Genomic DNA, 24,292 nt, shown 5'->3' with positions numbered 1-24,292 from the left:
TCCATAGTTTATGATTTTTTCACTTGTTCGGCGTAGGCTTTGACAAAGCGATCGTCAAATATTTTACTAATATCAGGTTGAGTTTTTGCTAGTCCCACTTCCATCAGAAATTTGCTCATTTCTTGGGCGGCGAATTGCAAAGAATTCAAGTTATTTCCTGGTTGAAAAGCTGTTAAGTTTTCCTCAATAGTAAAGATGCGAGTGCCATCAGCATATTGCTTATATTCAGATATCGGAACCCCCGCTCTTTTTGCCATAATTTCATAAGATTGTTCGGGATTTTTTTGCATATAATCCAAGGTGGCAAACCAGGAATTAACTAATGCTTGAATTTGTTCGGGATTTTCTTGCAAAAACTTACGGGAAACTACTAAATGATCGGAAATTGCTCCCGGAAAGTCTTTTGAACTGAATAATTCTTTACTACCCTGACGCTTTAATGCTTGAGTTGTAAAAGGCGCAAATACTGCCACTGCATCAACTTGTCCGCCGACAAATGCTGCTGCTGCTTGACCTGTTTCTAACGGAACAAATTGAATATCTTTTGGCGATAAACCTGCTTTTTTTAATCCTAAAAGTAACAGAAAATGATCGACTGTTCCTTCTTCAGCAGCAACTTTTTTTCCTTTTAAATCAGCAACGGAATTAATGCCTTCTCGGACAATTACTTTATCATTGCCAGTGGAGTTATCATTTACTAGCACAATTACTTTATCTGCACCACCAGCAACTGAGTTAACTGTATCTCCTAAAGTTTGACTGTTAGCGTCTATTTGTCCGGCTGTTAAAGTGTTGATAGATTCTAAATATCCGTCGAACCATTTCAAGTCTACGGGAACATTATTTGCTTTAAAAATGCCTTGTTCTTGGGCAATTTGCCAAGGAAACCAACCGGGCCAAGCACTAAATCCTAAACGGACGGCATTAGCACTAACTGAGGAAGCAGTAGAGTCAGCTTCGTTAGTTGTTTTGATGTAAACTGCGGGGTTAACGCAACCTACGGCTAGGCTGAAGGTAACAAGAAACAGGATGCAGTAGGAAAGGAGCGATCGCACTTTCATAACATCTACCTTAAGACAGATTTTGTCAAATTTATCATTGATATTTTTTGATAGCGGTAAATCATTTGTAGCAGAAAAAGTAGTCACCGCTTTGTTACTTAAGCTACAAATTACTCCAGATACCCGAATTCTTAAAGAATTGGGGGATCTAAGTTGAGTTTTTAATGAACAACTGATAATTGCTGTTTTGCAGATTTAGTTAACTGAAAACGTACCCAATCAAACCAAATATCTAATCCTTCTCCGGTTTTGGCAGAAACAGGAATAATGGTGACATGAGGATTCATTTGGCGGACATTTGCAATTATTTGATTGACATCAACATCTAAATGGGGTGCTAAGTCCATTTTGGTGATTAACAAACAATTTGCTTCTTGAAACATCACCGGATATTTCAGCGGTTTATCTTCCCCTTCAGTAATACTTAATAAGGCAATTTTTGCGTGTTCGCCTACTTCAAATTCGGCAGGACAAACTAAGTTACCAACGTTTTCGACTAAGACTAAATCGAATTCTGAAGGGTTATATTCATTTGCTAACCGATGAATTCCGCCAGACACCATTTTAGAATCCAAATGACAGGAACGACCTGTATTAATGGCAATTACCGGAACGTTGTATTTGCGGAGACGATCGGCATCTAATTCCGTTGTCATATCGCCTTCAATCACGGCAATTTTATATTCATTTGTTAATACAGCTAGAGTCTTTTCTAGCAAAGCAGTTTTGCCAGCACCGGGACTACTCATGACATTAAAACAAGTAATTCCCCACTCATCAAAATGTTCCCGGTTATGATCGGCCCCTTCTTGATTAGCATGGAGCAAATTAATACCTAAAGCAGCGTCAAATGTTTGGTGCATAATTACTTTCCACAGAATCAGAACTATATTCAACTCGATCGATCTTTAATTCCCGACCCGAACGTATGTCTTCCATTGGCGATCGACAAGTCGGGCAAGCATATTGAATCCCAATTTCCGGGTGATATTCTTGTTGGCAATGATGACAAAAAGCAATTAATGGAGTTTCTTGAATAACTAATTTTGCTCCTTCTAAAAAAGTTCCGCGAGTCTGAACTTCAAAAGCGAATTGTAAACTCACAGGTTCCACACAAGTAAACTTGCCAACTGTGAGATGAACCTGGGAAATTTGGGGTTTTTCCGGTTGTTCTAACCACCATTTCCGCACAGTCACAATTAACGCCTTGGTCATGTCTGTTTCGTGCATAGTTTCGGGGATTGGGGATTGGGGACTGGGGACTAGGGACTGGGGTGGGGTTAGGGGTTAGGGGTTAGGGGTTAGGGGAGAGAGAAAGTTTTTAGTTCTGAAATTTCCCCTTGTCTCCTTGTCCCCTTGTCCCCCCATCTCCCCATCCCCCCATCTCCCCATTCCATTAAGTCCAGGCGACAAGCTGAGGTTGTGCTTCTGGGTGAATGTAGGCGGGTTTTTGTTTGCGGGGTAGTTGACCGGAGACGATTAAGTGTGCCATTGTGTCGCAAATTACGCGAGTTGCCATGAGTGAGGTCATGTCGCTGATGTCGTAGGGAGGGGAAACTTCCACTACTTCTAAACCGCACACTGGGGCTTTTTGGACAATTTTTCCTAGTAAACTTAAGGCTTCACGGGGTAATAAACCGCCTGGTTCGGGCCAACCTGTACCGGGCACAAATCCAGCATCGATGCAATCAATATCGAAGCTGATGTATACGCAGTCGGTGCCGTCGAGTGCTCTTTCTAAGGCAAAGTCAACAGCAGCATCGATTCCTTTTTCCACAATGTCGGTAACGGTGAGGATGTTGGTTGCACGTTCCCGGCAAACTTTCACACCTTGACGGGGAACTTGCCAACCTCCGATTCCCAACTGTACTAAGTTTTTCGCTGGGGCGTTTACCATGTTGGTGGCGTGGAACCAAGGACAGGTGTGCATTCTTTCGTCGAGGTCGGTTTCTTGGGTGTCGGCGTGGCGATCGAAGTGAATAATACCAACTTTTTTGTCTCCCAAGTGGCGACAAATACCTCTAACTGTGGGGAAGCCGATCGAATGGTCGCCGCCTAAAATAATCGGAAATGCCCCAGAACTGAAAATATGGGCAATACCTTTAGAAATTTGGTCAAATGACTTTTCGTTATTTGCGGGAATGGTGAAAATATCGCCAACATCGCACAGGGTAATTTGTTCGCGCAAATCAACCCCTAACTCAAAGTTGTAAGGGGTGTACAATGCAGAAATCCGGCGAATCCCCTGTGGCCCAAACCTTGTACCGGGACGATAGGTGGTTCCAGAGTCGTGAGGTACACCGACTATTGCCACATCGTATTCCCCAACTCTTCGCACATCTTCTAAATAAGGTGCTTTCATGAAGGTGTTAATGCCTGCGTAGTGGGGGAGTTCGCCGCGAGAGAAAGTGGGAATAGTGCGATCGCGAATACTGTCTGCTGCTTCCAACCCATATTCCAGCCCTTGCGATACTTCCTGTTGCCAACCTGTTAACGGCAACCTTGCTTCCATTTCTAAAGCTCGTTGTGCTTCACTTGGTCTATGTCCGTTATTCGAGTTAGGGCTATTAAATAAGGGATTTTCCGAAGGATTCTCAGTCATTGGGACACCTTAAATACTTGCAAAACAACTAGATTTTCTAGCTTGTCTCCTGAAAGCCAAAGAGAAAGCCCAGGAGAACAAAGCCTCAGTCTCTTTAACTGGTGCTTTTCTCCCGGGCTTTTCTCCCTCCGTGTGGCTAGCTAATCCTTATAAATAAAAAATTCTGAGGTTTGCCAGCTGCTTCTCTCGGACCAGCGTTTGACTATACTTTCTCGTTGTTGTATCCAAACCGGAACCCTAGAAGCTACTAATTTTTGTGGGTTTATCTACTTCTGTAATTTACAGCAAACTTTTTAAGCTTCTGTAACACATATTACAAAATGATGTTTTTTTCTGAACTTCTTCGTCTTTCCTTCGCGCTCTTCGTGTCTTCGTGGTTCAATAAAAAAGATTTTTTGAACCGCGAAGACGCGGTAGCGTAGCGATTCGCGATAGCGAATTAGGACACGAAGGAAGAACGCAAAGAAAGAAATTGATTTAGGAGTAATATATATAAGGAAAGGGAAAATTTGAACGATCGCAATGCTAATTAATTCTGATAACTGGTTAGATTGGCTGACTGTTTTTGGTTATTTAAGTTTTACTGTTTTTATTATGTGGCGAGTCTTCACCAGTAAATGAATGTTTCGCTTTGTTGCGCGATCGCCAACGCCACATTTTGAAAATTTGCCAAAGAATAATTGCTACTAAAAAAGTAACTGAAATGAAAAAGTAGTTAACTTCAGTTTTTATTACTCCGGTGTGGATTGCACCAACTCCAACTCGCGGATCGACATTTAAAGGTTGGTCTAATTTTAACAGTAAAAATTCATTTTGATCTGGTTCTGGTGGTCTTCCTGTACCGCTTCGGAAGTTATTGTCATTAGCCACCAAAATCGTGTTTTTGTTAATTACCAAAACGTTCTCGATCGTCACGAAAGGAAACCGAAAACTAGTGCTACCATCACGGTTTAAGTCTTGCGGATCTCGAATATTTAATAAATCAACTACTTCGTTTTTAGCAACATAGCCATCATTATCTTTTTGGGCTAAATTAATTTGAAAAATCTTCTTAAATTCTGCCTCATTTCCTTGTTTAGTATCGCGTTCGATAACTAGGTATTCGTTTTCGTTGATTACTGCTACATCTCCGATCGCATTTCCCGCTGCTTCTAGTCGATAAAGCCCAGCAATTCCAGTAAATTTTTTAGCAGCTAAATCGAATTCATTTATTCGTAAAGTATCGCTGCGATCGCCAGTTACCGCTCCTTCCAAAAAAGCGTATAATTTAGTTTTGCTGGGATTAATTGCTAATCCTTCATAACCTCTAGAACGCTCCAAATTAGATGTTGTTTTGCCAGCTAAAACATCAGGATGATCGGGCGATCGAATAATTTCAGAACTCCCATTTTTAGCAAAACTTGGTGTAGCGATGGGTGCGGATAACAGTTTGCCTGTGCGATCGAAGTGTAACAGATAAGGGCCAAATTCATCACCCACCCAAATTGTTCCGTCAGCAGCAAAAACAAAAGATTCCGGGTCAAAATCTGCTCCCGTTAATAGTCTTTCTTTTGTGCCTTCATTAACAATAGCAAAAGGTATTTTTTTATCGGGATCGGACAAAGAAATAAACTCTTGCACTTTTACACTACCATCACCATTAGCACCTCTAAATTCTGGCTGCAAACGGTACAAACGCAGCAAATAATTAGAACTATTGGTTTTACTACCAAACCCATTGTCTGACAAAAACCAAAAAGAATTTTTTTCAGCAAATTGTACGCCACTAAACCCCTGTACTGGTTGTTTTGGTAAAGGTTTATCAGTAAAAGTATCTGTTGGTAATAAAGCGAATCCTTGCAGTTCTGCCATACTATTTAAATAATGAGAGGCATTCAGATTTTAATAGACCTTTTGTAACTTTGATATTGCGAAAACTTTTAGCGATAATTTCTTCGCAACTTAAGTCAATTTGCGGCACACCTAACTGAATTAAATCTTTAATGGAAGCGCCAATTATAATTTCGGAAATGCCAGCCCAAATGCAAGCGGTAGCGCACATTGGGCAAGGTTCGCAGGTGGTATATAAGGTGTAATCACTTAAAGAGGTAGTGTTTAGCTTGTTGGTTAAAAGTCGAATGGCGTTAATTTCCGCATGGGCGGAGGGATCGCGATCGCGTTTGACGGTGTTATGCGCTGCGATCGCAATTTGCCCATCCTTGACGATCGCCGCACCAAAAGGCGCATCCCCTTGCTTCGCCTCTGCTAAAGCTATTCTCATCAACTCTTCTGGACTCATGTTTTGACCTCTATTAACTCTTTGTGATCTCGATCGCTTTTCCGAATAAATGACTATCACAAGTCTGTCATCAGTGTAATCACCGAGGTTAGCTTTATTTCTTCCCATAATAAAAGCATAGAGTTCAGCCAGCATCAATGTCCGAACAACTCAACCTCCTTCCCACCGCCCTTTCCGATCTATTCGCCCAAGTTACCAGTTCTGGATATATTACTCTTGCCGATCGCTACGGACTAAAAGCAGCTATTCTAGAAGATTGCTTGAGTGAAGAAGAACAAAGCACTTTAGATCGATTACTTTATGGTGTGCGTCGGGGACGTTTGCAAATTGTTAATGAAATCTCTGCGCTAATGTAATTTTGGTTGCATAGGGAACAGAAGTCAAATTAAGCTGGAAAATTTACTGAACTTTCAAGAAAAAACTGGGCTTATTTAGCTCAGTTTTTACTTTTAGCACTAAAGCGATCGCAACAGACCTTGTGTTTACAAAATTATTCGCTTTAATTTAAGAGTAGTTTTCCCCAAAAAATTCAAAAATGGAAGATTCAACATTTGTAATTTTTCTGGCGTTTGGTATTATTTGGGCAATTATGGGTACGGCTGCTTGGATTGCACTTCTCAAGTCTGAAGGTGAAGAAATTCGTTTTGGCAAATGGGGATTGATTGTAATCATCCCCATTCTCATTCCCTTTATTGCTGCTATAGTTATTGCCGCAATTTATCGCACTTAATTTCGTTCATGGTCAAATTCAAAAATTAAGATTACTATTCAGGTTTTGGGTTCGCAGGTTGAGATTTTGCATCAAGAGGCAGAGCCTCCGTTTCTCGTTCCCAGGTTCAACCTGGGAACGAGAGCAAGGGAGGTTCTACCTCCCCTGGATTGGTTTTTCCACCACAAGTACAAGAGAATTTTATTTGTTTAATGGTGCAAATTTGGAAAAAACACTTTTTGGTTGGGGAGAAGTTCCCACTGAATTTACTACAATTTCAACTTTGTTAGGATTACCTCTAGTAATCACAGGATAGGAAGTTGTATTGATAAAACGTATTTGATTCTCGATAATAATTTTGGCTTGCACTGTATAAGTGTTACTTGGGTTAATTGTGTCTCGGTTATAGACAATTTCAAAGGGAAAGGGAACTTGGCGATTTTGAGTAGGAATAATTTGTTGACCGATCGCAACTGCGGGAGCATCTTTTTTCGATACATCTTGTAGTTGTATAATCAATAAGGCATCTGGTGGTAAAGCAATTCTTTCTCGATAGGTGACTGTACCGCTAACGCTAGAAAATTGACCTGTTGTGGTGGGAGTTTGCCCGATCGCAGCTGTGCTACCTATTAAGCTGGTGGTACTTAGGGCGATCGCCAAAACCGAACCAATAGTTTTCATCTTCACTCCTTCAATTAACATTACTGACAAATTTAAACTTATTTTCCCATTAATCAGTGCCAATTTCTCCAAAATTAGAAAATTTAATCATAACTGAGTTGGAAAAAGGGAAAAGGAATTATTTCATCCTTTTCTCCTCTTAGGTTTTAAGCTGTTGTTGTTTCGGGGAAACAAATTTTTGTCCCGCCTAAACCACAGTAACCACCAGGATTTTTAGCAAGATACTGTTGGTGATAAGCTTCTGCATAATAAAATTCTGGTGCATCAAGAATTTCAGTGGTAATTTCTCCATAACCGGAAGCGTTTAGCGCTTTTTGATAAGCTGCTTTTGAAGCTTCTGCTAATTGCTTTTGAGTTTGGGAATAAACATAAATTCCTGAACGGTACTGAGTTCCAACATCGTTACCTTGACGCATTCCCTGTGTTGGATCGTGACTTTCCCAAAACACTTTCAGAAGTGATTCGTAACTAATTACTTTGGGGTCAAAAACAACTAAAACAACTTCATTATGACCCGTCATTCCGGTGCAAACTTCTTGATAAGTTGGATTAGGAGTTACCCCAGCGGCATAACCAACTGCTGTGGTAAATACGCCTTCTTGTTGCCAAAATTTGCGTTCTGCACCCCAAAAACATCCCATCCCAAATATTACCTTTTCCATTCCTTCTGGAAAGGGTTCTTTTAGAGGATTACCATTAACAAAATGATTCGCAGGTATAGGCATAGTTTCCTTACGTCCTGGTAATGCTTGATCTGGAGTAGGTAAACTTAGTTTTTTGCCAAATCCGAATAATCCCATAAATTCCTAATTTGCTTTTCGATCGCAGTATTTACATTTCTTAATTTAACGCAATTAGCAAAAATTTGTGTGTAGTTGCGAAATTTATAGTTGCTATCCGGCTTTTTCTAGGCACAAAATTATAGAATAAGACAATGCCCAGACTAAGAGGCGAAAAGTTTCCCGTGAATCAGCAAGTTGAATACACAGAAGAAGAGTTACAAACTCTTAGAGAAGCAGTGTTAACTAGTGGTATTGCTGTGGTCATGTGTGAGTTTACCTTAATTTCCACTCCGATTGAGGTTGCTACTCTGGCTAAAGAATTAATGAAAGCGGCAAAAAAGCATCCCCATAATCAATTAATTCAAACTTTGTTTGGCGAAGCTGCGGGGAAAAAGCAATCTAAACAAACGAATCAGGAAATTAAGGTGACTGCGGAGAATGCGCTGGAGATTGCGATCGCCCAAATTAACCAAGCAATAGCAATTTTACAACAAAAAGTTACCCCAGAAGAGATTCAAGCTTACAAAGAATTTATCTATGCTTGCGCCGAAAGAGTTGCTAATGCTGCGGGTGAAGGTTTGTTAGGTACGGGAGAAAAAGTTAGTCAAAAAGAAGCTGCTACTTTAAACCAGTTAAAAACCGCCCTAAATCTGTAATTTCCCTACGTTCGCCAAAACAATTTGAACCGAGTAAATAAACAGACAATATAACCAACAGTTAAAGTGTAAAAAACTCCTTTCAGAAATCCATGTAGGGGAGTTTGGACATTAGCAGTCACAAATTTTTCAATACCCAAAGCAATAAAAACAGGCCAAACTAAATTGGCAAATCCTACATAACCAATCATCGGGTTTTGTCCGTTGTCAATTAACAAATGTAGCGGTTTTTGTAATTGAAAAACGTCGATTAATATGGTAAAGATAATCAAGGTGAAAAATGCGATACCTGTAGTTAAAAAAAAGTAACTGTAAGTTGCCGAATCTTTCTTAATTCCACCTTGGTAAGGTTCAAAAAGTAAACCTAACACCAACCAGTAAACTCCCCAGTAATACAACTTTTGAATTAAAATCTCAGTTTCATTTTTGGGTTTAATGAATAGAAAACCTGTTAAACAACAAATAACTGCACTAACTAACGTTGTTTGCCATACCCATCTTGCTTGTAACCCGATGAGTAAAACTAAAATATTGGTTAATAATAGAAAGATAATTGCTACTAATTTATAATTAGACTTTCTATTCCAATCATTATCTAATTTGGGCTTTTCTAACCAATCTAAAATTAAATCTCCGGCAATAGTCCCAGGAATTACGATAAACAAATAAGATAAATAATGAAACTTGAATATCCAAGGTGCGGGAGAAAATGACCACAAAGCAGCAGTCCAACTTTTAGCAACTGTAGAAGATAAGCGGAGGGCGAATAATAAGCCGAGTATTCCCGATCGCAATTTTAAATTAAATCTCGTAAATAACCAAATTATTGAACCGAAAACAGCGGTATTTGTCAGAACAATTAAAATAATATCGCTACGGGCGAGTGAAAACCCAGTTCCATTGGTGTAGTTAATTCCCGAAATAACAATAACTGCTAATATCCAAGCGCCAATTGTAGTTGCAGGTTGAGGAATTCTTCTCCAGTTACTTGGCAACCGCACAAACATAAAAAATAAAATAACAAACCCAATTAAAGCAATCAGCCATTTGTTTGGGACTGAATTATCAGCAATTTTAGTAGGACGAAAATGTTCGAGGAATATAGCAAACGCACCTAAAAAGAAGCCTCTTTTGAGAATATATAAAATTAGCTTAAATTTGTTAGCAATTCCTGATTTAATCCGGCGAGAAAGGGCTAGAGGAATAGATGCACCCATAGCAAATAAAAACAAAGGAAAAACTAAATCAACCCAGGTTAAACCGGACAAATTTGGATTATAAGTGTGGGTTGGTGGGGGTTCTTGGGCGTGGTACATCCAAGCGGGTAAAATTCGGTAAGAAATTGTTCCCGATAGCACCATTGTTAAAACTGCGAATCCGCGTAAGGCATCTAAAGAATATGCGCGTTTTTGTTCAGAAATAGAATTTGAATTCAAGTTTTAACCCCAAGTAAACAAATCAGCTGTGGTTTTTCGACAGCAATAAAGCCTGGTTTGAATTTCATGCTTGACTACTGCATAACGCCAACCTAAAATTACTCCTTTTTGATAGGGTGTGGGAGAACAATTAATTTTTGGTGATTGTTCGCAAGGAGTACGACAAAGTACTTTGCCTTCGGCGTATCCTTGCCAAAATTCTGTGGCTTTTTTGCCGGAATTATGTAATTGTAATCGGTAATCAGCCATGAGTAATTCGATTTGCATTAAGTGTTGTTGAATTGTTTCTCCTTGGTGCAACCATTTCCATAATTGGTATGATTTGTGTCCCCAGGATTTGTTATCGCGAATTGCTTGCCAAACTTTTTCCCAATTTAAAGGATAGGTTTGTTCTAGTGTAGCGATCGGCATTCCTTCTGCTATGGCTTCTTTAATACCTTTGGTAGCTTGTTCATATTGTTTCCAAGCTGCTTCTAAACAGAGGAATGATGTTTCGCAAGTTTTCAGTTTTTGATCTGCCCAACGGTTTTGCATAGTTATTTTGCTTTAAGATTTTTGGATGTTTACAGTTATTGCGGTCAAATGTTTTCTATAATTATTCTGGTTCATGTTTAACATTCCTCCACTGTTTGATCTCCTCACTGTTCTATTCAGAGCAAAAAATCTGCTATTAACTAATATATGACTATTCCGACCTGGATCACTATATCTCGTCTTTTGGGTTTGCCATTTTTGCTCTATGGTTTACATTATCCAAGTACTTTAAGTCGTTGGATATGTTTGGTAATCTTTCTTATAGCTGCTGGTACGGATTGGCTGGATGGCTATTTAGCAAGAAAACTGAACCAAGTGACCGATTTGGGTAAGTTTCTCGACCCTTTGGTGGATAAGTTGCTGGTTTTGGGGCCATTACTGGCGCTGATAGAATTAGGTCAAATACCTGCTTGGGGTGTGTTTTTGATTTTGGCACGAGAATTGACGATCGCAGGTTGGCGCGTTAACCAAACGAAAATTTCCGGCGCGAATATTTGGGGTAAACTAAAAACTGTGAGTCAAATTTTAGCGATCGCCCTTCTAATCGCACCTTTACCGACAAATTGGCAAATATATTCTGTAATTGCTTTTTGGATTTCTGTTGTTTTCACTTTGATTTCTGGCGTTATCTACGTTTTGCCGCAAAATTCAACTAGCAATGAATCTTCTCAGTAGGATTTTCCATACAGGATTTAATTTTTGACTTAAAACTCAGTTTCTTAGACTTACCAGTTTTCTGGTTCAAAATATCCGCAGAAACCGAGTTTTTTAATGATTATTTTTAACGTCTAAACTCAATGGTAAAAGGTTGACCGTCTAGTTTTCCTCCACCAAAAATCGCCTGAAGTTGACCGTTGCGATAAGTGACTACAATGAGTCCCGAAGCATCTGCATTACCAGAGTTAGTTAAGGTAATTAACAGCTGATTTTGCGGGCCATTTTCCCATTTTCCCCCAAAGTTAATTTGATTGCCGTTACTAGTCCTCAGTTGTACTTTTGCAGTATTATCAGCTAGTGTATCAACTGTGGCGCGATTGATTAGCTGTGAGGGACGACCAGCTATTGCTAATATTCCGCGTCCTGTGGCGGTCGCTGCTTCTACAATTTGGGGAGTTGTGAGTACAACGGTAGGAGGTGCGATCGCTGTTATTCCCAGCAATAAAGACGCTGCTACAGTACCAAGTTTGATATTTAATCCCATGATTTTTCTGTTAATTTAGAAACTCTTTCTTTAAAGAATACCATTCACTGCTTTTTGTTCCTGCAATCCGAGATCCCCCTAAATCCCCCTTACTAAGGGGGACTTAAATTCAATCTTGTCCCCCCCTTAGTAAGGGGGGTTAGGGGGGATCGAACATCTGTCGTCAACTTTTTATATACTGTAAAAATGTAGAGACGTTGTATAGAACGTCTCTACATTTTTAAGCTTTCAGTATTTCATCATCTACAGAGAAATCAACTTCAGATTTATCCCTTCCAGAGGCGAGAAAGTCATTTTCAAATGAATCTTTTAACCCAGAAATCAAATCATATTCTGGTTTCCAATTCAGTTCAGTCATTGCTTTATTAATTGAGGCGAAAAAGTGCTGTACTCGTAATGGGAAACCTTTACGTTTGCCAAAGTCAAAATTTTTCGGGTCGTAATGAACAATTTTTAAGTCATCGGGTGATTTTCCAGCAGCAATTGCACAAGCGCGGGCTAATCCATCAAAGGTAACGTAACGTTCGCCAGAGATATTATATACTTGCCCGATCGCTTTTTCATTGCCTAAAACTGCTGCCATTGCATTTGCTAAATCGTAACAATGTCCGAGTTGGGTAATATGTAATCCGTTACCGGGAATGGGGATGGGTCGATCGCGCACTATGCGATCGAAAAACCATGCTTCCACATCATTATAATTCTGGGGGCCGTAAATATAAGTAGGACGAATGGAGGTAAAAGGTAATCCTTTTTCTTGTAGATAAGCTTCCGTTTCAAACTTTCCTTTGTGGCGACTTTTGGGATCGATCGCATCACCTTCAATGTGAGGTAGTTGATCGGTTTTGAGGTAAACTCCCGCCGAACTCATATAGACAAAATGTTTAACTTTGCCGTGAAAAATATCAGCTAAAACTTGAGTGTCGCTAAGTTCGCGCCCGTTATTGTCAAAGATAGCATCAAACCTTTCATCAGCTAACTTTTCTTTGATGATGTCGGCATTTGTGCGATCGCCATGAATCTCTGTTATACCTTCTACTGGTGCGGGTTTATTGCCTCGATTAAATAATATAACTTCGTGACCTTGTTCGACCAAAATTTTCGTTAAATAAACTCCAATAAACCGAGTCCCGCCCATGATTAAGATTCGCATTTTTACCTGTCCTAATTGTTAGTAGATTTAGCTGGAAATTTCCTCTACTTTAGAAGAACTAAAACTTATAGCTGTTTCATTCAAAAAGCATTTCATTATAGCACAAAATATTGGTTCAATAAGTCTTTTCTTGATTTTGGCAATTTTGGGATACTCCCCAGGAAATTGTATGATAATTGTGCCAATTTCCTACTAGAGTGAAGAGTGAGATTGGATCTTAGAATGAAGAGGGGTGGGGGAAGTACAATTTAAAGTAAAGCTCAAATTCCATGCACTTAATTAGCTTTTACTATAAAATTGCCAAAGTCAATGTACATGATGAATAAAGAGGGAACCTACCGAAGAACAGTACTTGGTAATTAATGCACTGGATATGTTAGGTCTATTAATTGAAAATCGCTATGGATCGCACATATTTTGGGTAGGGTGCGTTGGCGTAGCCTGCTGTAAGCATATCGCTAACCACCAAAGTTTAATATATAGTTGTAATCAAGGTGGAAAATATTAAAAAAAGGAGCGGATATTCTTCCAACTACAGAACAAGGTTTAACCTGCATTAGGCTATGTCAAGCTTTGACTAATTTTTACCGATCGATCGAAATATTACGTTTGGATGAGCGCGATGGGTCAATTTTCATCTTTGCAGGGGAAGAACTTCAAATCAAAATTATTCGCAATGGTACATGAAGATTTATAACATGAACCCAGATTTTGACAAAATGAGTAAGGCTGAGTTACGTGCTTATGTACTCGCTCATCGTGATGACAATGAAGCTTTTTACAAGCTTGTTGATCGTTATGAAGCTGATTCTAAAGACCATGTATGGCATCCATGTCCTAAGACTCCTGAAGATTGGGAAAAAGTTCCGAAATTAATTGAGGAACAGATTAAGAAATTGGAAAATTAAGGTTTTTGATGGGTTGGTGATTAGCGATCGCTCTAGATAATGTGTGCGATCGCTAATAGCCAAAGTTTAAGATATAGTTGTAACAAAATTGATGGCAATTAAAATGAACGATTGGCAAGAAAGTATTAGCATCGATCCCAAGGTTTGTCATGGGAAACCTTGCATCAAAGGAGCGCGGATCATGGTTTCAGTTATTCTTGATAACTTAGCAGAAGGACTAACGCCGGAAGAGATTGTAGCTGAATATCCACCGCTTACTTTGGAAAACGTCAGAGTAGCTATTTCCTATGCTGCTGCACTGGCGAGAGAAGAAGAATTGTTGCCACTTAGATAGATAAAAATGCTTGTTAAATTAGATGAGAATATGAGTAACTCTCACGCTGAGTTTCTGCGACAGTTGGGTTATGATTGCGATCGGGTTACTGATGAAGGTCTGTCGGGTGCAGCTGATGAGATTGTATGGCAGCAAGTTTGTACTGAAGGGCGTTTTTTTATGACGCTAGATTTAGATTTTTCTGATGTTCGTCGTTTTCCGCCTGGAACGCATCCCGGTATTTTACTGTTGCGTCCGCGTAGTCGTAGCAGTCAGGCGGTGCTCAATCTTCTTTCTCGTATTTTGAGCGAACAAAGATTAGAAAGTCTGCAAGGTTGTTTAGTAGTTGCAGATGAAATACAGACAAGAATTCGTCGTCCGCTTAGTTAATTGAAACAAGAGCGATCGCACATATTTTGGTAAGAGTGCGATCGCTCTTTCCCGTATTATTAAAAATAATTTGCTTGCTATGGTAGACCAGTACAAGGTAATGCACGAGTATCACTTAGTCGAGCTTGTGATTGATCCATCAAACAGATGGCTGCCGGACATTGATTCATCAAGTCTTGCATACTAACCCCACCTCGACACTTGGCATTTGGAGGTATGATAATTGTATTGCCTTGATCTGGACAAGGTGCCCAACGTGATGATGAATAAAAACAAAGAACCTGTCCAGTGTCAGGATTTGTGTATGTTTGTGGAGATACAACTTGTCCCCAAGGACTACCTTGTGCTAAAATTCTCAAGCTTTGTTCCCCTGAATTGACTTCTCTGGGATTAGCATTAGTGATTTGAGCAAATCCTAAACTATAGCCAATAAAGCTTAAAGAAGCTGTTATTGCTAATATTGGTGTTGTATTTTTCATGTTTTTAACCTTAGATTTATTCTTTACGTGCCGAGACTGTGTTGATGGGTTAGGCTTCAACAAGTTTAGATACAAAAACTAATCAGATAAGGCTCTATCTGTATTTTGATTTTCTTTTTTTGGTTCAATTTTGTACAGTCGGGAAAAATCGGAAAAAGTAGGGTTATTTATAAAATAAATGTAAAATTAAGTTCTTTTGAGTTGTAAAAGTCGGAGAAAGTAGGAAAAAGTGGGATTATAATAAGCGAAACCCCAAGCATCTATTCGAGCTATGGACATTAAGGAAGTGTTAAAATTGGCAGATGATATAGTTTTTAAGAATACAGGAAAACACTTAGACGATTTAGAGCAAGCTATATTGAAAGGTGTTTTGCAAAATGAGAAATACTCAAAAATAGCAGAAGAATTTCATTGCAGCGAAGGTCATGTTAAAGATGTTGCATCTGATTTATGGAAAAGAATTTCAGATATTTTAGGTGAAGATGTTAGTAAATCTAATTTACGTTCTACAATTGAGAGACAGCGATTCTCTATAGTTTCATCGAATTTCGCTCAAGATTTTGTAGGAATTGGTAACGTCAACCTTTGTGCAAAACCTTTGCAGCCTCCAGAAGTTTCACAAGATCGATCGCACCACCCCAAAACCCAAATCTCTCTAGAAGATGCACCTGATATTTCCCCTTTTTTTGGACGGAGTGAAGAACTAAATCAGCTGGAAAAAGCGATCGCACAACAACACTCTCGCATAGTCACAATATTGGGAATGAGCGGAATTGGTAAAACTGCACTTGCTTTACAATTAGTCGAACAAATAAAAGATAAATTTGAATATGTAATTTGGCGCAGCTTACACAGCAAACCATTATTAGAAGAACTGCAAACAAATCTAATTCAATTCCTCTCTAATCAACCAGAAAACGGATTAAAACTCAACATTAACTTATCACAATTAATAGAGTATTTGCGGAAACATCGCTGCTTGATAATCTTAGATGATGTGCATTCAATTTTCAGCAAGGGACAATTAGCTGGTTGTTATGAAAACAGTTATGAAAATTACGGCGAATTATTCAAAAAACTGGGAGAAATACATCATCAAAGTTGCTTAGTTCTGCTTAGTTGGGATAAACCGAGAGAAGTTGCTAAATTAGAAGCTGAAAATCGTCAGGTTTGTTGTTTAGAATTGCCAGGTTTAGATTTGCGATCGGCTAAAGAAATCCTTAGAGAAAAGAGATTAGTTGAAGAAGAGAAATGGCAAGAGTTAATTGAAAAATATCAAGGTAATCCTTTATGGTTAAAAATAATCGCTACGATGATTCAAGATTTATTTGCTGGAAGAGTTGGGGAATTTGTTAAATATGATGACCTTTTGTTGAATGAAGATTTAAAAGATTTGTTGTTTCAGGAGTGCGATCGCTTATCCGAAATAGAAAAACAGATAATTTCTAGTATTGCTGAAGAAACCGAAGCTGTTGCTATTTCTCAAATATTGTCACATTTACAATTACCTGCTTCAGACTTGATTAATGCTATGCAATCTTTGGGAAGGCGTTCATTAATTGCTAAAATAAATCAAAGTAATGAAACGCTTTTTAACTTGCAACCTGTGGTAAAACAGTATGTTAAAGTAGGAGTTAATGAAGGATAATGATTAAAGGCTGAATTGGAGAATTAGGAATGTTAACTACTGCCGAAATTTCCCCAGAATCAAAAGTTTTTACTCTTGAAGATTATATGCTCAATCCGCCTGATAATACAGAATGGGTGGATGGACAATTAGTGCAGAAAAATGGGATGACATCAAAACATGGTAAAGTTCAATCAAAACTAAGTACTTATTGGAGAAATTACATAACATCTAGTAATCTGGGTGGAGAAGTTTACGTTGAAACAGCTTGTCGTACAGTAGGACGGGGGCGTTGTCCTGATGTTGCTTATTTGACAGCTGATTTAGTCGCGCAATTTGGGGAATTTACTGTACTACCACAGAGTTTTCCACTAATTGCTGAGATTATTTCTCCTACTGATAAAGCTGAAGAAGTATTTGCTAAAGTCAAAGAGTATTTAGATTCTGGTTGTCAGGAAATTTGGCTGGTTTTTCCTGAAAGTCAATGGGTTTTAGTGGTTACTAAAAAACAGCAAAAGTTGTTGAATTTAGGTGATGTAGTTAGTACAGAAATTATGTTACCAGGTTTTAGTGTGGCGGTTGATGAATTGTTGGCTTAAAAAGATGCAAATATTTAGCTAAAGAAAACTAAAATAGTTGTTGTTACTCATGTTTTAATTATGGATAGAAAAGCGATCGCATCTTCCCCCCAAACTTCCAACCTCTACGAAACAGACTTCTATGCTTGGACGCAGGAACAAGCAAAACTCCTGCAAGCAGGAGTATGGGAAAGTTTAGATATTGTCAATTTAGTTGAAGAAATAGAATCTTTGGGAAAACAAGTAAGGCAGGAATTAAGAAATCGTTTGGGAGTGCTACTCGGTCATTTGCTAAAATGGGAATTTCAGCCTAACAAAAGGTCGAGAAGTTGGTTTTTTACCTTGAGAGAACAGCGTCGAGAAATTGGTTATCTATTGAATGAAAATCCCAGTTTAAAACCTTATCTTCCTGAAGCATTACAAAAAGCTTATCTAGCTGGAATTGATTTAGCTGCCAAGGAAACATCTCTGAATGATGAACATTTCCCTGCTGAGTGTCCTTATGCGATCGAGCAAGTTTTGGATGCTACTTTTTTTCCCGGAGAACCCCTGGAATCGGGTCAAAACTGGGTGGTAGAAAATTAAAATAAGTTCTAGAACTAAGACTTAAACTAAATTCCCAGAAATTTCAAATAGTTATTGTTACTTCAGATTAAATTATGGATAGAAAAGCGATCGCATCCTCCCCCCAAACTTCCAACCTCTACGAAACCGACTTCTACGCTTGGACACAGGAACAAGCAAAACTCCTGCAACAAGGAGTATGGGAAAATTTAGATATTGCCAATTTAGTTGAGGAAATTGAATCTTTGGGAAAACAAGTCCGTCAGGAATTAAGAAATCGCTTGGGAGTGGTACTTGGTCATTTGTTGAAATGGGAATTTCAGCCTAACAAAAGATCGAAAAGCTGGTTTTTTACCTTGCGAGAACAACGGCGTAGAATACGACAATTGTTAAATGAAAATCCCAGTTTAAAACCTTATTTTCCTGAAGCATTGCAAATAGCTTATGAAGATGGAATTGATTTAGCTGCACGCGAAACATCCCTTACAGACAAAGATTTTCCTGCTGAATGTTATTACAGTATTGAGCAAGTTTTGGATTCTACTTTTTTCCCAGGAGAACCAATTACATCAGGTGAAAATTGGGTTGTGGAAAATTGAGAAATAATCAATCAACTGATTGCCATGAAGCAGAATTAATTCTGATGAATCGAACTGAACTGGATCTTGGCAACAATCAAATTATAGATTTAAATATCCTTTAATCACGAATTTTATGGTGACACTGCAACTGAAACAACTTGATATTCCACCCGGACAGCGCCTATTACTGCACAATATTACTTGGTCAGAATTTGAAGCTATTTTAATAGAATTAGGAGAAGATCGCGCTGCGAGATTAGCTTATAGTCAAGGAACGTTGGAGATTCAAATGCCTTCGCCAGAACATGAGGTAGACAAAGAATTAATTGGCGATATGGTAAAACTAATATTAGAGGAATTACAAATGGATTGCGAATGCTTTGGTTCAACTACATTTAAACGCGAAACTAAAAAAGCTGGTGTTGAACCAGACCAATGTTTTTACATTCAAAATCATCAATTGATGCGAGGAAAAAGGCGGGTTGATTTATCAGTCGATCCTCCGCCAGATTTAGCGATCGAAATTGATGTGACTTCTAAAACTCAATTAGAAGCTTATGAAACTTTGCAAGTTCCAGAGTTGTGGAGATATGAAAATAATCAATTACAAATTAATGTTTTGCAATCAGGAAAATATATGATTTCTCCTATTAGTCCGACTTTTCCTAGTTTACCAATTATCGAACTAATCACTGAATTTGTTAATCTAAGCATTACTCAGGGTAGGAGTCCAGCGTTGAGAGAACTGCGATCGCGAATCCAACAACTAATTTGATAAGCTGTTAAGCATTTAAACAGGGATAAGAGCATTACCTTTATTTTTAAGTTTTCGCTCCCATTTAATAATTAACTGTCCTTCATTTAAAAGTTGATGTAATAAATATTCTAATTCTTCGATTGATTTAAATAGTCGATTAGCAATAAATTCTTTTGTTGAATGCCAAACTAATTCAATTAAGTTATAATCCGGGCTATATTTCGGGAGAAACTCTAAATGAATATTGGGCATTTCAGCGGCAACTTTCTGGAGATATTCTGCCTTTTTATGAAAACTAGCATTGTCGAGAATTATCACTATTTTGGCTCCTTTTTCAGCAAATTCATCGGCTTCATTGCCAGCAGCTACCCATTCACCAATCAATTCTTGATAAAACAGTTTTAGCACTTGATAAAAACTTTCTGAATTGCTTTTATCCAGAAATTCCACAAACCTTTTCTTGTCGGAATACCTCAGCCCTCCCATTACATTAATCCGACCCTTTCTTCGATCTCCTCTCACCTCTTTTCGGCTACCTTTTTTACACCAATTCTTTCTTTTTATCACGCTTAAACTAAAACCGCTTTCGTCCCAAAACCATACTTGTAAACGTTCTGGATTCTCTTTTTCTATTTTTAAATATTCGGTTATCTTCTTTTTAAATTCTTTTCTTTTTTCCGGCTCTCGCTTTCCCTCTAAGCTGTACTTCGCCCAGAGGTAAACGAACTTTTTTTGCTCTAATATTCTCCTAACTTGCGACCCACTTAATTTTATTCCTGTCGTTTCTGCTAAATATGTTGCTAACCTTTGTGCCGTCCATCTGCCAAATTCGTATCCTAATTCTTTGGGTTCTTTATCTACTGTCTCTAATAATATTTCTCTATATTTATCTGTAGCTTTTTGATGATTACCCTTCATCCTTTCATCGACTAGGCTTTCTAGATTATCTGGATCTCCATGTACGCACCAATAAGATACTTTATTTATTGAACAGCCCAGAAATTCCGCTATTTTAGCTTGAGTTTTTCCATCATTTAGCAACAGTAACATCAGAATTCTTTCTCTAATGTTTCCATTTTCTTCTTCTTTTAGGGCTTTTTGTAGCTTCTCTACTTGTTCTAAGCTCAGATGATTCTTTGCTGGCATTTCCTGACTCATTTTGCTCGGTTGACTTTTCCATTTTACCCTATTTAAATGATTAACAGCTTATCATCTAAAATAGTTTAATCCTGCTACAACCATGCCATCTACAAAACCTTATCAACCCTTAATTCTCAGAATACTGCACGGCATTACCGCTTTACTTGTAATTAGTGCCGCTATCACTGGATTTTTAGTATATGATAGTTGGGACGGTCGCTTCGGTCGCCTTGCACTTACTTTAAAAAACCGCGAATTTATTGATATTCACGGCACTTTTGGCTTTTTCTTTCTGCCAATTATGATACTTTTTACAATTTACAGTATTCGAGTTGGTTATCGGCGTTTAATTCAAGCTAATTCCTTTAGTAAACTAAAAGAATTTGGTAAACCTATTTGGTGGTATACTCTGCAACGTTTCGCCAATAGTTTAATGTTAATCTCTGCTTTATTTGCCTTACTATCTGGTAAATTTCAAGACGAAAATTGGCTACCTGAAGGGCAACTAAATCATCCTTGGTATTATGCACATTTAATTGCTTGGTGTGGCGTTGTAGTTGCCTTAGCACTGCATTTATTAATGAGTGTAAAAGTTGGGGGAATTCCACTTTTACTTTCCATGTTTGATGCTAAAATTCACCCAGATGATAGTCCGAAATTATGGTCGGAGAAGGTGAAAATTTGGCTGCGGAATCCTCATTTGTAAATAGATTTTTTTGAGTTGTGATTAGATTAGCTAAAATAGAGCTAATTGGTTGGAGAAAAGGAAATGCTTTCTCCGAAAAACAAACGCTCAAAAGAAGGAAAAGAAGCTTATGAATGTAAACGCCAGCAAGTTTTGGCAAGTTTAGTTAGCGATCGCTTTATTTAAACCGAACTCTAGTATAATAATTTTACTTGACTCTTGTACCTAAAAATTGCAATTAAAAAATTAAACAAATGGAAAGAACAAAAGTTTTTGGAATGGCACCAGAACAAGGCAGATGGTTGTACATTCCATTAGGATTAATAGTATTACTGTGTCTTGGAACAGTTTACTCATGGAGCATTTTCCGCAAGCCTCTAGAAAAAGCATTTAGTATTGGAGCTACGGAAAGTTTATTACCATTCACAGTATTATTGGTAGTTTTTGCAGTTTTGATGCCAATTACTGGCTTTTTGATCGATAAATATGGTTGTCGCACAGTTACAGCAGTTGGTGGTGTTATCACCGGACTAGGTTATATATTCTCAAGTTTTGCTAACAATATTTCTAGCCTAGTTTTCACTTATGGAGTTATTGCAGGTGCAGGGGTAGGAATAGCATACGGAGTACCTTTAGCTGTTACTGCTAGATGGTTTCCTGATAAAAAAGGATTAGCAGTTGGCTTAACAGTAGTTGGCTTTGGTTTATCACCTTTAATCACAGCACCAATTGCTAAAAGTTTAATTGAAAGCTATCAAGTACCACAAACTTTTTTGATTTTAGGTGGTGCGTTTACCATCATTATTCTGTTGATTTCTGCTACTCTAACTTTTCCGCCAACTGGATGGAAACCCGCAGGATGGGAACCTTCCCAATCAGTTAGAATAGCCACAAATGATGATGTACAAATGATGCAAACTTCATCATTTTATGGATTGTGGATTTGCTATACAATAGGGACATTTGTGGGACTGTCAGCGATCGGTATTTCCAGCCCAGTTGCCCAAGAAATTATTAAGCTGGATGCCGGAACTGCCGCCGCCACAGTTTCACTTTTTGCCTTATTTAATGGTTTAGGTCGTCCTTTATTTGGTTGGATAGCAGATAAATATAAACCAAGAAATGCTGCGGTTATTAACTACGTCCTCATCCTCATTGCTTCGATTTTAATGAGCAGTGCTGGAAGAGGAAATGTCGCCAGTTATTTGGCAGCTTTTTGTTTATTTTGGCTATCTTTAGGCGGTTGGTTAGCTATTGCGCCCACAGCAACTTTAACGCTGTTTAACCCATTAAATTACGCCAAAAATTACGGTATTGTTTTCACGGCTTATGGTGTGGGTGCGTTTTTCGGTACGATCGTAGCAGGCAGAATTAGAGACATTTTCGGCAGCTACACATTAGCTTTTTACGTCACAGCTGTTCTAGCAATTGTTGGCATAATTTGTGCTTGGTTCTTACTGAAGCGTTCTTGGACAGTTTCATCAGAAGTAGATCTTTCTTAAACAGGGACTGGGGACTGGTAAAATTTGATTAGGATTGACAGATAAACTAGATTTCTTAAATTAATCCTGATAGTTAGGGAGAAGAAATGTCAGGTAGCGATCGTCTTCTGATCGCATTATTTCCTTGTCCCCTTATCTCTGGGTAATTAGCAATTGGCACATTTTTAAATGCACCAGTTTCCGGGACAGAAATATCTATTGAATAGACCCCTTTGGGAATTTTTAACCACACATAAGTATCTATTGAACTATTTTGGGGAATATCTTTCAAAGCGACAGGTAGAGGAACATTTTCCAAAGAATTCGCTGCTTTATAAGTTTGTTGAGAAACCGAATTACTCGCCGTTGTATCACCCACTTTAATTATATTAGTATCCACAACTTTTTCATCCAAGCGGCTAATTCGCATCTGCACGCTTACTATATTAGGCTCACCTGATTGGGGATCGGGAATTCGTTGCACAGCAATTAATTCTACTCTGGCTTTACTACCGTAAGCTAATTGAGCAAATTCCCCTGGTTTAAATTCATTATTATTATTATTATTATCTAAAACTAAACTATGCTCTTGAAGAGTTGGTACAGCTTTATCTGCTAGTGAAACATTAGCTGAGGGAGTAGTTTCTGAGCTTTTTGCTGAGGAATTGATTACAGTTGGAGGCGGGGGAAGATTAGGCTTTGTGGTGGAGTTATTGGCTTCTTGATTAATTAAATTTCCCGCAGCAGGAAGAGGAACTGAATTATTAGTTGTATTTTGATTTGTGGGTGTTCTAGAAGTAGTATTTGCAGCCGATCGCGAATTTTGCCCAATGGCAAGTACTAAAGCATTGTTAATATCTCGATCGCTAGGATTTCTCGCTACAGGAACATCGGGTAAGTTGGCATTTTGCATAGCCGAAGGTAACGGATAAGAAGTATTTCCGGGAATGGGGGTTTTTGGTAGTCCAGAAATTCCGTTAATAGGAGGGAGTGAGGAATTATTATTTAAATTATTAGCTACTGGTTCAGCAATACCAACTAAGGCGTTTTTAAATTTGGTAACATTATCAGTAATAATATCGAGTACGATCGCACTTCTCGGCACTCTTAACACAACAAAAGCATCGACAGACTTACCAACCGGAATACTTGATAAATTAATTATTCGTGAAGATTGCTTTACCGGATCGACTGGTTGATAAGTTTCTCCAGAAATCGAGTTTGTGGCAAATGTCGCCGCCATATTAATTCTATCCGCAGCGGTGACTTCGGTGGCATTCCGATAAATTCGCATTTGCACCTTCACCTCATCAGGTTTACCGAAAACTCGCTGTGTAGAAACTAATTGTATTTGTGCTTTATCCCCTAAAATTGATTGCAAATAAGTATTTTGTTGAACAGTAGAATTATTTTCTAAAGCTAAGTTAGGAGAATTTACATTAGGAATATTTACCGGAGAATTAGCGGAATTTAGTAAAGGTTTGAGGGCTTTTGGGGGAATAGGTGATTCTCGCTCAAAAACATCTAAAAAGCCTATAGCAGTTAATCCTAAAATGCCAATAATAACACTTATTCCGGTAAAAAAAGTTATAAAACTGTTTCCCGGCAACCGAAATTTTTTAGTAATTGGACGTTGGCTAAAATTTTGATTTTTCGTTTTCATAATTTAAGCTATAAAAAGCTAACCTTTTTTGTG

31 protein-coding genes and 1 riboswitch are annotated in these 24,292 nt (G+C 38.3%); of the genes, 16 read left to right on the top strand and 15 right to left on the bottom strand.

Translation table 11 applies throughout. The features are described from left to right. Nucleotides 1-8: 8 nt before the first annotated feature. The 6 genes from ACE1CA_RS10935 to ACE1CA_RS10910 form a co-directional block, all read right to left on the bottom strand. The gene (locus ACE1CA_RS10935) at nt 9-1,061 is read right to left on the bottom strand and encodes an ABC transporter substrate-binding protein (RefSeq protein WP_413280320.1); all 1,053 of its coding nucleotides are present in this window, start codon (nt 1,059-1,061) and stop codon (nt 9-11) included. A gap of 161 nt (nt 1,062-1,222) precedes the next feature. After that, nucleotides 1,223-1,924, bottom strand: coding sequence for a hydrogenase nickel incorporation protein HypB (gene hypB / locus ACE1CA_RS10930; RefSeq protein WP_413280294.1), 702 nt, complete (start codon nt 1,922-1,924; stop codon nt 1,223-1,225). Then, on the bottom strand, nt 1,908-2,291 hold the full coding sequence (gene hypA, locus ACE1CA_RS10925) for a hydrogenase maturation nickel metallochaperone HypA (protein ID WP_413280293.1): 384 nt from the start codon (nt 2,289-2,291) through the stop codon (nt 1,908-1,910). Before hypA ends, hypB begins: the two co-directional genes overlap by 17 nt. A 166-nt stretch (nt 2,292-2,457) precedes the next feature. Continuing rightward, nucleotides 2,458-3,663: an agmatinase family protein gene (locus tag ACE1CA_RS10920; protein WP_413280292.1), complete on the bottom strand. Its 1,206-nt coding sequence runs from the start codon at nt 3,661-3,663 to the stop codon at nt 2,458-2,460. A 107-nt stretch (nt 3,664-3,770) separates the two neighbouring features. After that, a riboswitch (guanidine-I (ykkC/yxkD leader) is annotated at nt 3,771-3,915 on the bottom strand. Between the two features lie 321 nt (nt 3,916-4,236). Beyond that, nucleotides 4,237-5,514: an esterase-like activity of phytase family protein gene (locus ACE1CA_RS10915; RefSeq protein ID WP_413280291.1), complete on the bottom strand. Its 1,278-nt coding sequence runs from the start codon at nt 5,512-5,514 to the stop codon at nt 4,237-4,239. A 1-nt stretch (nt 5,515) separates the two neighbouring features. Next, complete coding sequence (locus ACE1CA_RS10910; RefSeq protein WP_459563686.1) at nt 5,516-5,941, bottom strand: nucleoside deaminase; 426 nt, start codon at nt 5,939-5,941, stop codon at nt 5,516-5,518. A 137-nt stretch (nt 5,942-6,078) separates the two neighbouring features. Here ACE1CA_RS10910 and ACE1CA_RS10905 point away from each other — a divergent pair, with 137 nt between their 5' ends. Together ACE1CA_RS10905 and ACE1CA_RS10900 are read left to right on the top strand one after the other, a co-directional pair. Continuing rightward, nucleotides 6,079-6,297, top strand: coding sequence for a hypothetical protein (locus ACE1CA_RS10905; protein ID WP_413280289.1), 219 nt, complete (start codon nt 6,079-6,081; stop codon nt 6,295-6,297). Nucleotides 6,298-6,476: 179 nt separating this feature from the next. Then, nucleotides 6,477-6,671: a hypothetical protein gene (locus tag ACE1CA_RS10900; protein WP_413280288.1), complete on the top strand. Its 195-nt coding sequence runs from the start codon at nt 6,477-6,479 to the stop codon at nt 6,669-6,671. Between the two features lie 180 nt (nt 6,672-6,851). On the opposite strand, the gene ACE1CA_RS10895 is transcribed toward ACE1CA_RS10900, so the two are convergent. Further along, nucleotides 6,852-7,352, bottom strand: coding sequence for a YbaY family lipoprotein (locus tag ACE1CA_RS10895; protein WP_486517752.1), 501 nt, complete (start codon nt 7,350-7,352; stop codon nt 6,852-6,854). Nucleotides 7,353-7,477: 125 nt separating this feature from the next. After that, nucleotides 7,478-8,131, bottom strand: a complete 654-nt coding sequence (gene msrA, locus ACE1CA_RS10890; protein WP_413280286.1) for a peptide-methionine (S)-S-oxide reductase MsrA — start codon at nt 8,129-8,131, stop codon at nt 7,478-7,480. Nucleotides 8,132-8,265: 134 nt separating this feature from the next. Here msrA and ACE1CA_RS10885 point away from each other — a divergent pair, with 134 nt between their 5' ends. After that, nucleotides 8,266-8,769: a hypothetical protein gene (locus tag ACE1CA_RS10885; protein WP_413280285.1), complete on the top strand. Its 504-nt coding sequence runs from the start codon at nt 8,266-8,268 to the stop codon at nt 8,767-8,769. 5 nt (nt 8,770-8,774) lie between these two features. Here the strand turns inward: ACE1CA_RS10885 and ACE1CA_RS10880 are convergent, their stop codons facing one another. Both ACE1CA_RS10880 and ACE1CA_RS10875 read right to left on the bottom strand, forming a co-directional pair. Next, nucleotides 8,775-10,205, bottom strand: a complete 1,431-nt coding sequence (locus ACE1CA_RS10880; protein ID WP_413280284.1) for a DUF5009 domain-containing protein — start codon at nt 10,203-10,205, stop codon at nt 8,775-8,777. 3 nt (nt 10,206-10,208) lie between these two features. After that, nucleotides 10,209-10,739: a hypothetical protein gene (locus ACE1CA_RS10875; protein WP_413280283.1), complete on the bottom strand. Its 531-nt coding sequence runs from the start codon at nt 10,737-10,739 to the stop codon at nt 10,209-10,211. Nucleotides 10,740-10,886: 147 nt separating this feature from the next. Here ACE1CA_RS10875 and pgsA point away from each other — a divergent pair, with 147 nt between their 5' ends. Further along, nucleotides 10,887-11,414: a CDP-diacylglycerol--glycerol-3-phosphate 3-phosphatidyltransferase gene (pgsA, locus tag ACE1CA_RS10870; RefSeq protein ID WP_413280282.1), complete on the top strand. Its 528-nt coding sequence runs from the start codon at nt 10,887-10,889 to the stop codon at nt 11,412-11,414. Between the two features lie 106 nt (nt 11,415-11,520). Here pgsA and ACE1CA_RS10865 read toward each other — a convergent pair whose 3' ends face one another. Together ACE1CA_RS10865 and ACE1CA_RS10860 are read right to left on the bottom strand one after the other, a co-directional pair. Then, complete coding sequence (locus tag ACE1CA_RS10865) at nt 11,521-11,940, bottom strand: hypothetical protein (protein WP_413280281.1); 420 nt, start codon at nt 11,938-11,940, stop codon at nt 11,521-11,523. A 220-nt stretch (nt 11,941-12,160) separates the two neighbouring features. Next, on the bottom strand, nt 12,161-13,093 hold the full coding sequence (locus ACE1CA_RS10860; protein ID WP_413280280.1) for an NAD-dependent epimerase/dehydratase family protein: 933 nt from the start codon (nt 13,091-13,093) through the stop codon (nt 12,161-12,163). Nucleotides 13,094-13,666: 573 nt separating this feature from the next. Here ACE1CA_RS10860 and ACE1CA_RS10855 point away from each other — a divergent pair. The 4 genes from ACE1CA_RS10855 to ACE1CA_RS10840 all read left to right on the top strand — a co-directional run bounded on the left by ACE1CA_RS10855 (nt 13,667) and on the right by ACE1CA_RS10840 (nt 14,704). After that, a complete protein-coding gene (locus tag ACE1CA_RS10855) occupies nt 13,667-13,780 on the top strand; it encodes a DUF6888 family protein (RefSeq protein ID WP_486517751.1) in 114 nt (37 codons plus the stop codon). 11 nt (nt 13,781-13,791) lie between these two features. Beyond that, nucleotides 13,792-14,001 (top strand): DUF6887 family protein, encoded by a 210-nt coding sequence (locus ACE1CA_RS10850; RefSeq protein ID WP_413280279.1) that lies wholly within the window; start codon nt 13,792-13,794, stop codon nt 13,999-14,001. 103 nt (nt 14,002-14,104) lie between these two features. Further along, complete coding sequence (locus tag ACE1CA_RS10845) at nt 14,105-14,335, top strand: DUF433 domain-containing protein (RefSeq protein ID WP_413280278.1); 231 nt, start codon at nt 14,105-14,107, stop codon at nt 14,333-14,335. 30 nt (nt 14,336-14,365) lie between these two features. Then, nucleotides 14,366-14,704: a DUF5615 family PIN-like protein gene (locus ACE1CA_RS10840; protein ID WP_486517750.1), complete on the top strand. Its 339-nt coding sequence runs from the start codon at nt 14,366-14,368 to the stop codon at nt 14,702-14,704. A gap of 77 nt (nt 14,705-14,781) precedes the next feature. On the opposite strand, the gene ACE1CA_RS10835 is transcribed toward ACE1CA_RS10840, so the two are convergent. Next, nucleotides 14,782-15,183, bottom strand: coding sequence for a hypothetical protein (locus ACE1CA_RS10835; protein ID WP_413280276.1), 402 nt, complete (start codon nt 15,181-15,183; stop codon nt 14,782-14,784). Nucleotides 15,184-15,454: 271 nt separating this feature from the next. Here ACE1CA_RS10835 and ACE1CA_RS10830 point away from each other — a divergent pair, with 271 nt between their 5' ends. From ACE1CA_RS10830 to ACE1CA_RS10810, 5 genes are all read left to right on the top strand, one after another. Then, on the top strand, nt 15,455-16,831 hold the full coding sequence (locus tag ACE1CA_RS10830; RefSeq protein WP_413280275.1) for a helix-turn-helix domain-containing protein: 1,377 nt from the start codon (nt 15,455-15,457) through the stop codon (nt 16,829-16,831). Between the two features lie 29 nt (nt 16,832-16,860). Continuing rightward, complete coding sequence (locus ACE1CA_RS10825) at nt 16,861-17,409, top strand: Uma2 family endonuclease (protein ID WP_413280274.1); 549 nt, start codon at nt 16,861-16,863, stop codon at nt 17,407-17,409. A 60-nt stretch (nt 17,410-17,469) separates the two neighbouring features. After that, a complete protein-coding gene (locus tag ACE1CA_RS10820; protein WP_413280273.1) occupies nt 17,470-17,973 on the top strand; it encodes a DUF29 domain-containing protein in 504 nt (167 codons plus the stop codon). A 74-nt stretch (nt 17,974-18,047) separates the two neighbouring features. Then, entirely contained in the window at nt 18,048-18,551 is a 504-nt protein-coding gene (locus ACE1CA_RS10815; protein WP_413280272.1) for a DUF29 domain-containing protein, read from the top strand. A 115-nt stretch (nt 18,552-18,666) separates the two neighbouring features. Beyond that, complete coding sequence (locus ACE1CA_RS10810) at nt 18,667-19,308, top strand: Uma2 family endonuclease (protein ID WP_413280271.1); 642 nt, start codon at nt 18,667-18,669, stop codon at nt 19,306-19,308. 15 nt (nt 19,309-19,323) lie between these two features. On the opposite strand, the gene ACE1CA_RS10805 is transcribed toward ACE1CA_RS10810, so the two are convergent. Beyond that, nucleotides 19,324-20,436 carry an IS630 family transposase gene (locus ACE1CA_RS10805; RefSeq protein WP_486517950.1) on the bottom strand — a complete coding sequence of 371 codons (1,113 nt, stop codon included), beginning with the start codon at nt 20,434-20,436 and terminating at the stop codon, nt 19,324-19,326. A 94-nt stretch (nt 20,437-20,530) separates the two neighbouring features. Between ACE1CA_RS10805 and ACE1CA_RS10800 the strand changes: the two genes are divergently transcribed. From ACE1CA_RS10800 to ACE1CA_RS10790, 3 genes are all read left to right on the top strand, one after another. Continuing rightward, nucleotides 20,531-21,136 (top strand): cytochrome b/b6 domain-containing protein, encoded by a 606-nt coding sequence (locus ACE1CA_RS10800; RefSeq protein ID WP_413280270.1) that lies wholly within the window; start codon nt 20,531-20,533, stop codon nt 21,134-21,136. A 63-nt stretch (nt 21,137-21,199) separates the two neighbouring features. Further along, nucleotides 21,200-21,301: a DUF4058 family protein gene (locus ACE1CA_RS10795; protein ID WP_413280269.1), complete on the top strand. Its 102-nt coding sequence runs from the start codon at nt 21,200-21,202 to the stop codon at nt 21,299-21,301. Between the two features lie 68 nt (nt 21,302-21,369). Then, a complete protein-coding gene (locus ACE1CA_RS10790) occupies nt 21,370-22,617 on the top strand; it encodes an L-lactate MFS transporter (RefSeq protein WP_413280268.1) in 1,248 nt (415 codons plus the stop codon). Nucleotides 22,618-22,690: 73 nt separating this feature from the next. Here the strand turns inward: ACE1CA_RS10790 and ACE1CA_RS10785 are convergent, their stop codons facing one another. Then, nucleotides 22,691-24,259 (bottom strand): hypothetical protein, encoded by a 1,569-nt coding sequence (locus ACE1CA_RS10785; protein WP_413280267.1) that lies wholly within the window; start codon nt 24,257-24,259, stop codon nt 22,691-22,693. Nucleotides 24,260-24,292: the final 33 nt, after the last annotated feature.

Origin of the sequence: Floridaenema evergladense BLCC-F167 (assembly GCF_041929205.2) — a bacterium.
GTDB lineage: Bacteria > Cyanobacteriota > Cyanobacteriia > Cyanobacteriales > Aerosakkonemataceae > Floridanema > Floridanema evergladense.
Note: the sequence above shows the minus strand (reverse complement) of the source record. Positions and strands in the feature narration are given on the sequence as shown.

What these genes read in the sequence shown, in the direction of transcription:
- ACE1CA_RS10795 (WP_413280269.1), top strand. Translation starts at nt 21,200, where the DNA reads ATGCTTTCTCCGAAAAACAAACGCTCAAAAGAAGGAAAAGAAGCTTAT.
- ACE1CA_RS10910 (WP_459563686.1), bottom strand. Translation starts at nt 5,941, where the DNA reads ATGAGTCCAGAAGAGTTGATGAGAATAGCTTTAGCAGAGGCGAAGCAA.
- ACE1CA_RS10845 (WP_413280278.1), top strand. Translation starts at nt 14,105, where the DNA reads ATGAACGATTGGCAAGAAAGTATTAGCATCGATCCCAAGGTTTGTCAT.
- ACE1CA_RS10840 (WP_486517750.1), top strand. Translation starts at nt 14,366, where the DNA reads ATGAGTAACTCTCACGCTGAGTTTCTGCGACAGTTGGGTTATGATTGC.
- ACE1CA_RS10800 (WP_413280270.1), top strand. Translation starts at nt 20,531, where the DNA reads ATGCCATCTACAAAACCTTATCAACCCTTAATTCTCAGAATACTGCAC.
- hypB (WP_413280294.1), bottom strand. Translation starts at nt 1,924, where the DNA reads ATGCACCAAACATTTGACGCTGCTTTAGGTATTAATTTGCTCCATGCT.
- ACE1CA_RS10935 (WP_413280320.1), bottom strand. Translation starts at nt 1,061, where the DNA reads ATGAAAGTGCGATCGCTCCTTTCCTACTGCATCCTGTTTCTTGTTACC.
- ACE1CA_RS10885 (WP_413280285.1), top strand. Translation starts at nt 8,266, where the DNA reads ATGCCCAGACTAAGAGGCGAAAAGTTTCCCGTGAATCAGCAAGTTGAA.
- ACE1CA_RS10860 (WP_413280280.1), bottom strand. Translation starts at nt 13,093, where the DNA reads ATGCGAATCTTAATCATGGGCGGGACTCGGTTTATTGGAGTTTATTTA.
- ACE1CA_RS10820 (WP_413280273.1), top strand. Translation starts at nt 17,470, where the DNA reads ATGGATAGAAAAGCGATCGCATCTTCCCCCCAAACTTCCAACCTCTAC.
- ACE1CA_RS10810 (WP_413280271.1), top strand. Translation starts at nt 18,667, where the DNA reads ATGGTGACACTGCAACTGAAACAACTTGATATTCCACCCGGACAGCGC.
- ACE1CA_RS10805 (WP_486517950.1), bottom strand. Translation starts at nt 20,436, where the DNA reads ATGCCAGCAAAGAATCATCTGAGCTTAGAACAAGTAGAGAAGCTACAA.
- ACE1CA_RS10905 (WP_413280289.1), top strand. Translation starts at nt 6,079, where the DNA reads ATGTCCGAACAACTCAACCTCCTTCCCACCGCCCTTTCCGATCTATTC.
- ACE1CA_RS10900 (WP_413280288.1), top strand. Translation starts at nt 6,477, where the DNA reads ATGGAAGATTCAACATTTGTAATTTTTCTGGCGTTTGGTATTATTTGG.
- ACE1CA_RS10825 (WP_413280274.1), top strand. Translation starts at nt 16,861, where the DNA reads ATGTTAACTACTGCCGAAATTTCCCCAGAATCAAAAGTTTTTACTCTT.
- ACE1CA_RS10835 (WP_413280276.1), bottom strand. Translation starts at nt 15,183, where the DNA reads ATGAAAAATACAACACCAATATTAGCAATAACAGCTTCTTTAAGCTTT.
- ACE1CA_RS10915 (WP_413280291.1), bottom strand. Translation starts at nt 5,514, where the DNA reads ATGGCAGAACTGCAAGGATTCGCTTTATTACCAACAGATACTTTTACT.
- ACE1CA_RS10920 (WP_413280292.1), bottom strand. Translation starts at nt 3,663, where the DNA reads ATGACTGAGAATCCTTCGGAAAATCCCTTATTTAATAGCCCTAACTCG.
- ACE1CA_RS10785 (WP_413280267.1), bottom strand. Translation starts at nt 24,259, where the DNA reads ATGAAAACGAAAAATCAAAATTTTAGCCAACGTCCAATTACTAAAAAA.
- ACE1CA_RS10875 (WP_413280283.1), bottom strand. Translation starts at nt 10,739, where the DNA reads ATGCAAAACCGTTGGGCAGATCAAAAACTGAAAACTTGCGAAACATCA.
- hypA (WP_413280293.1), bottom strand. Translation starts at nt 2,291, where the DNA reads ATGCACGAAACAGACATGACCAAGGCGTTAATTGTGACTGTGCGGAAA.
- ACE1CA_RS10865 (WP_413280281.1), bottom strand. Translation starts at nt 11,940, where the DNA reads ATGGGATTAAATATCAAACTTGGTACTGTAGCAGCGTCTTTATTGCTG.
- ACE1CA_RS10790 (WP_413280268.1), top strand. Translation starts at nt 21,370, where the DNA reads ATGGAAAGAACAAAAGTTTTTGGAATGGCACCAGAACAAGGCAGATGG.
- ACE1CA_RS10895 (WP_486517752.1), bottom strand. Translation starts at nt 7,352, where the DNA reads ATGTTAATTGAAGGAGTGAAGATGAAAACTATTGGTTCGGTTTTGGCG.
- ACE1CA_RS10850 (WP_413280279.1), top strand. Translation starts at nt 13,792, where the DNA reads ATGAACCCAGATTTTGACAAAATGAGTAAGGCTGAGTTACGTGCTTAT.
- pgsA (WP_413280282.1), top strand. Translation starts at nt 10,887, where the DNA reads ATGACTATTCCGACCTGGATCACTATATCTCGTCTTTTGGGTTTGCCA.
- msrA (WP_413280286.1), bottom strand. Translation starts at nt 8,131, where the DNA reads ATGGGATTATTCGGATTTGGCAAAAAACTAAGTTTACCTACTCCAGAT.
- ACE1CA_RS10815 (WP_413280272.1), top strand. Translation starts at nt 18,048, where the DNA reads ATGGATAGAAAAGCGATCGCATCCTCCCCCCAAACTTCCAACCTCTAC.
- ACE1CA_RS10830 (WP_413280275.1), top strand. Translation starts at nt 15,455, where the DNA reads ATGGACATTAAGGAAGTGTTAAAATTGGCAGATGATATAGTTTTTAAG.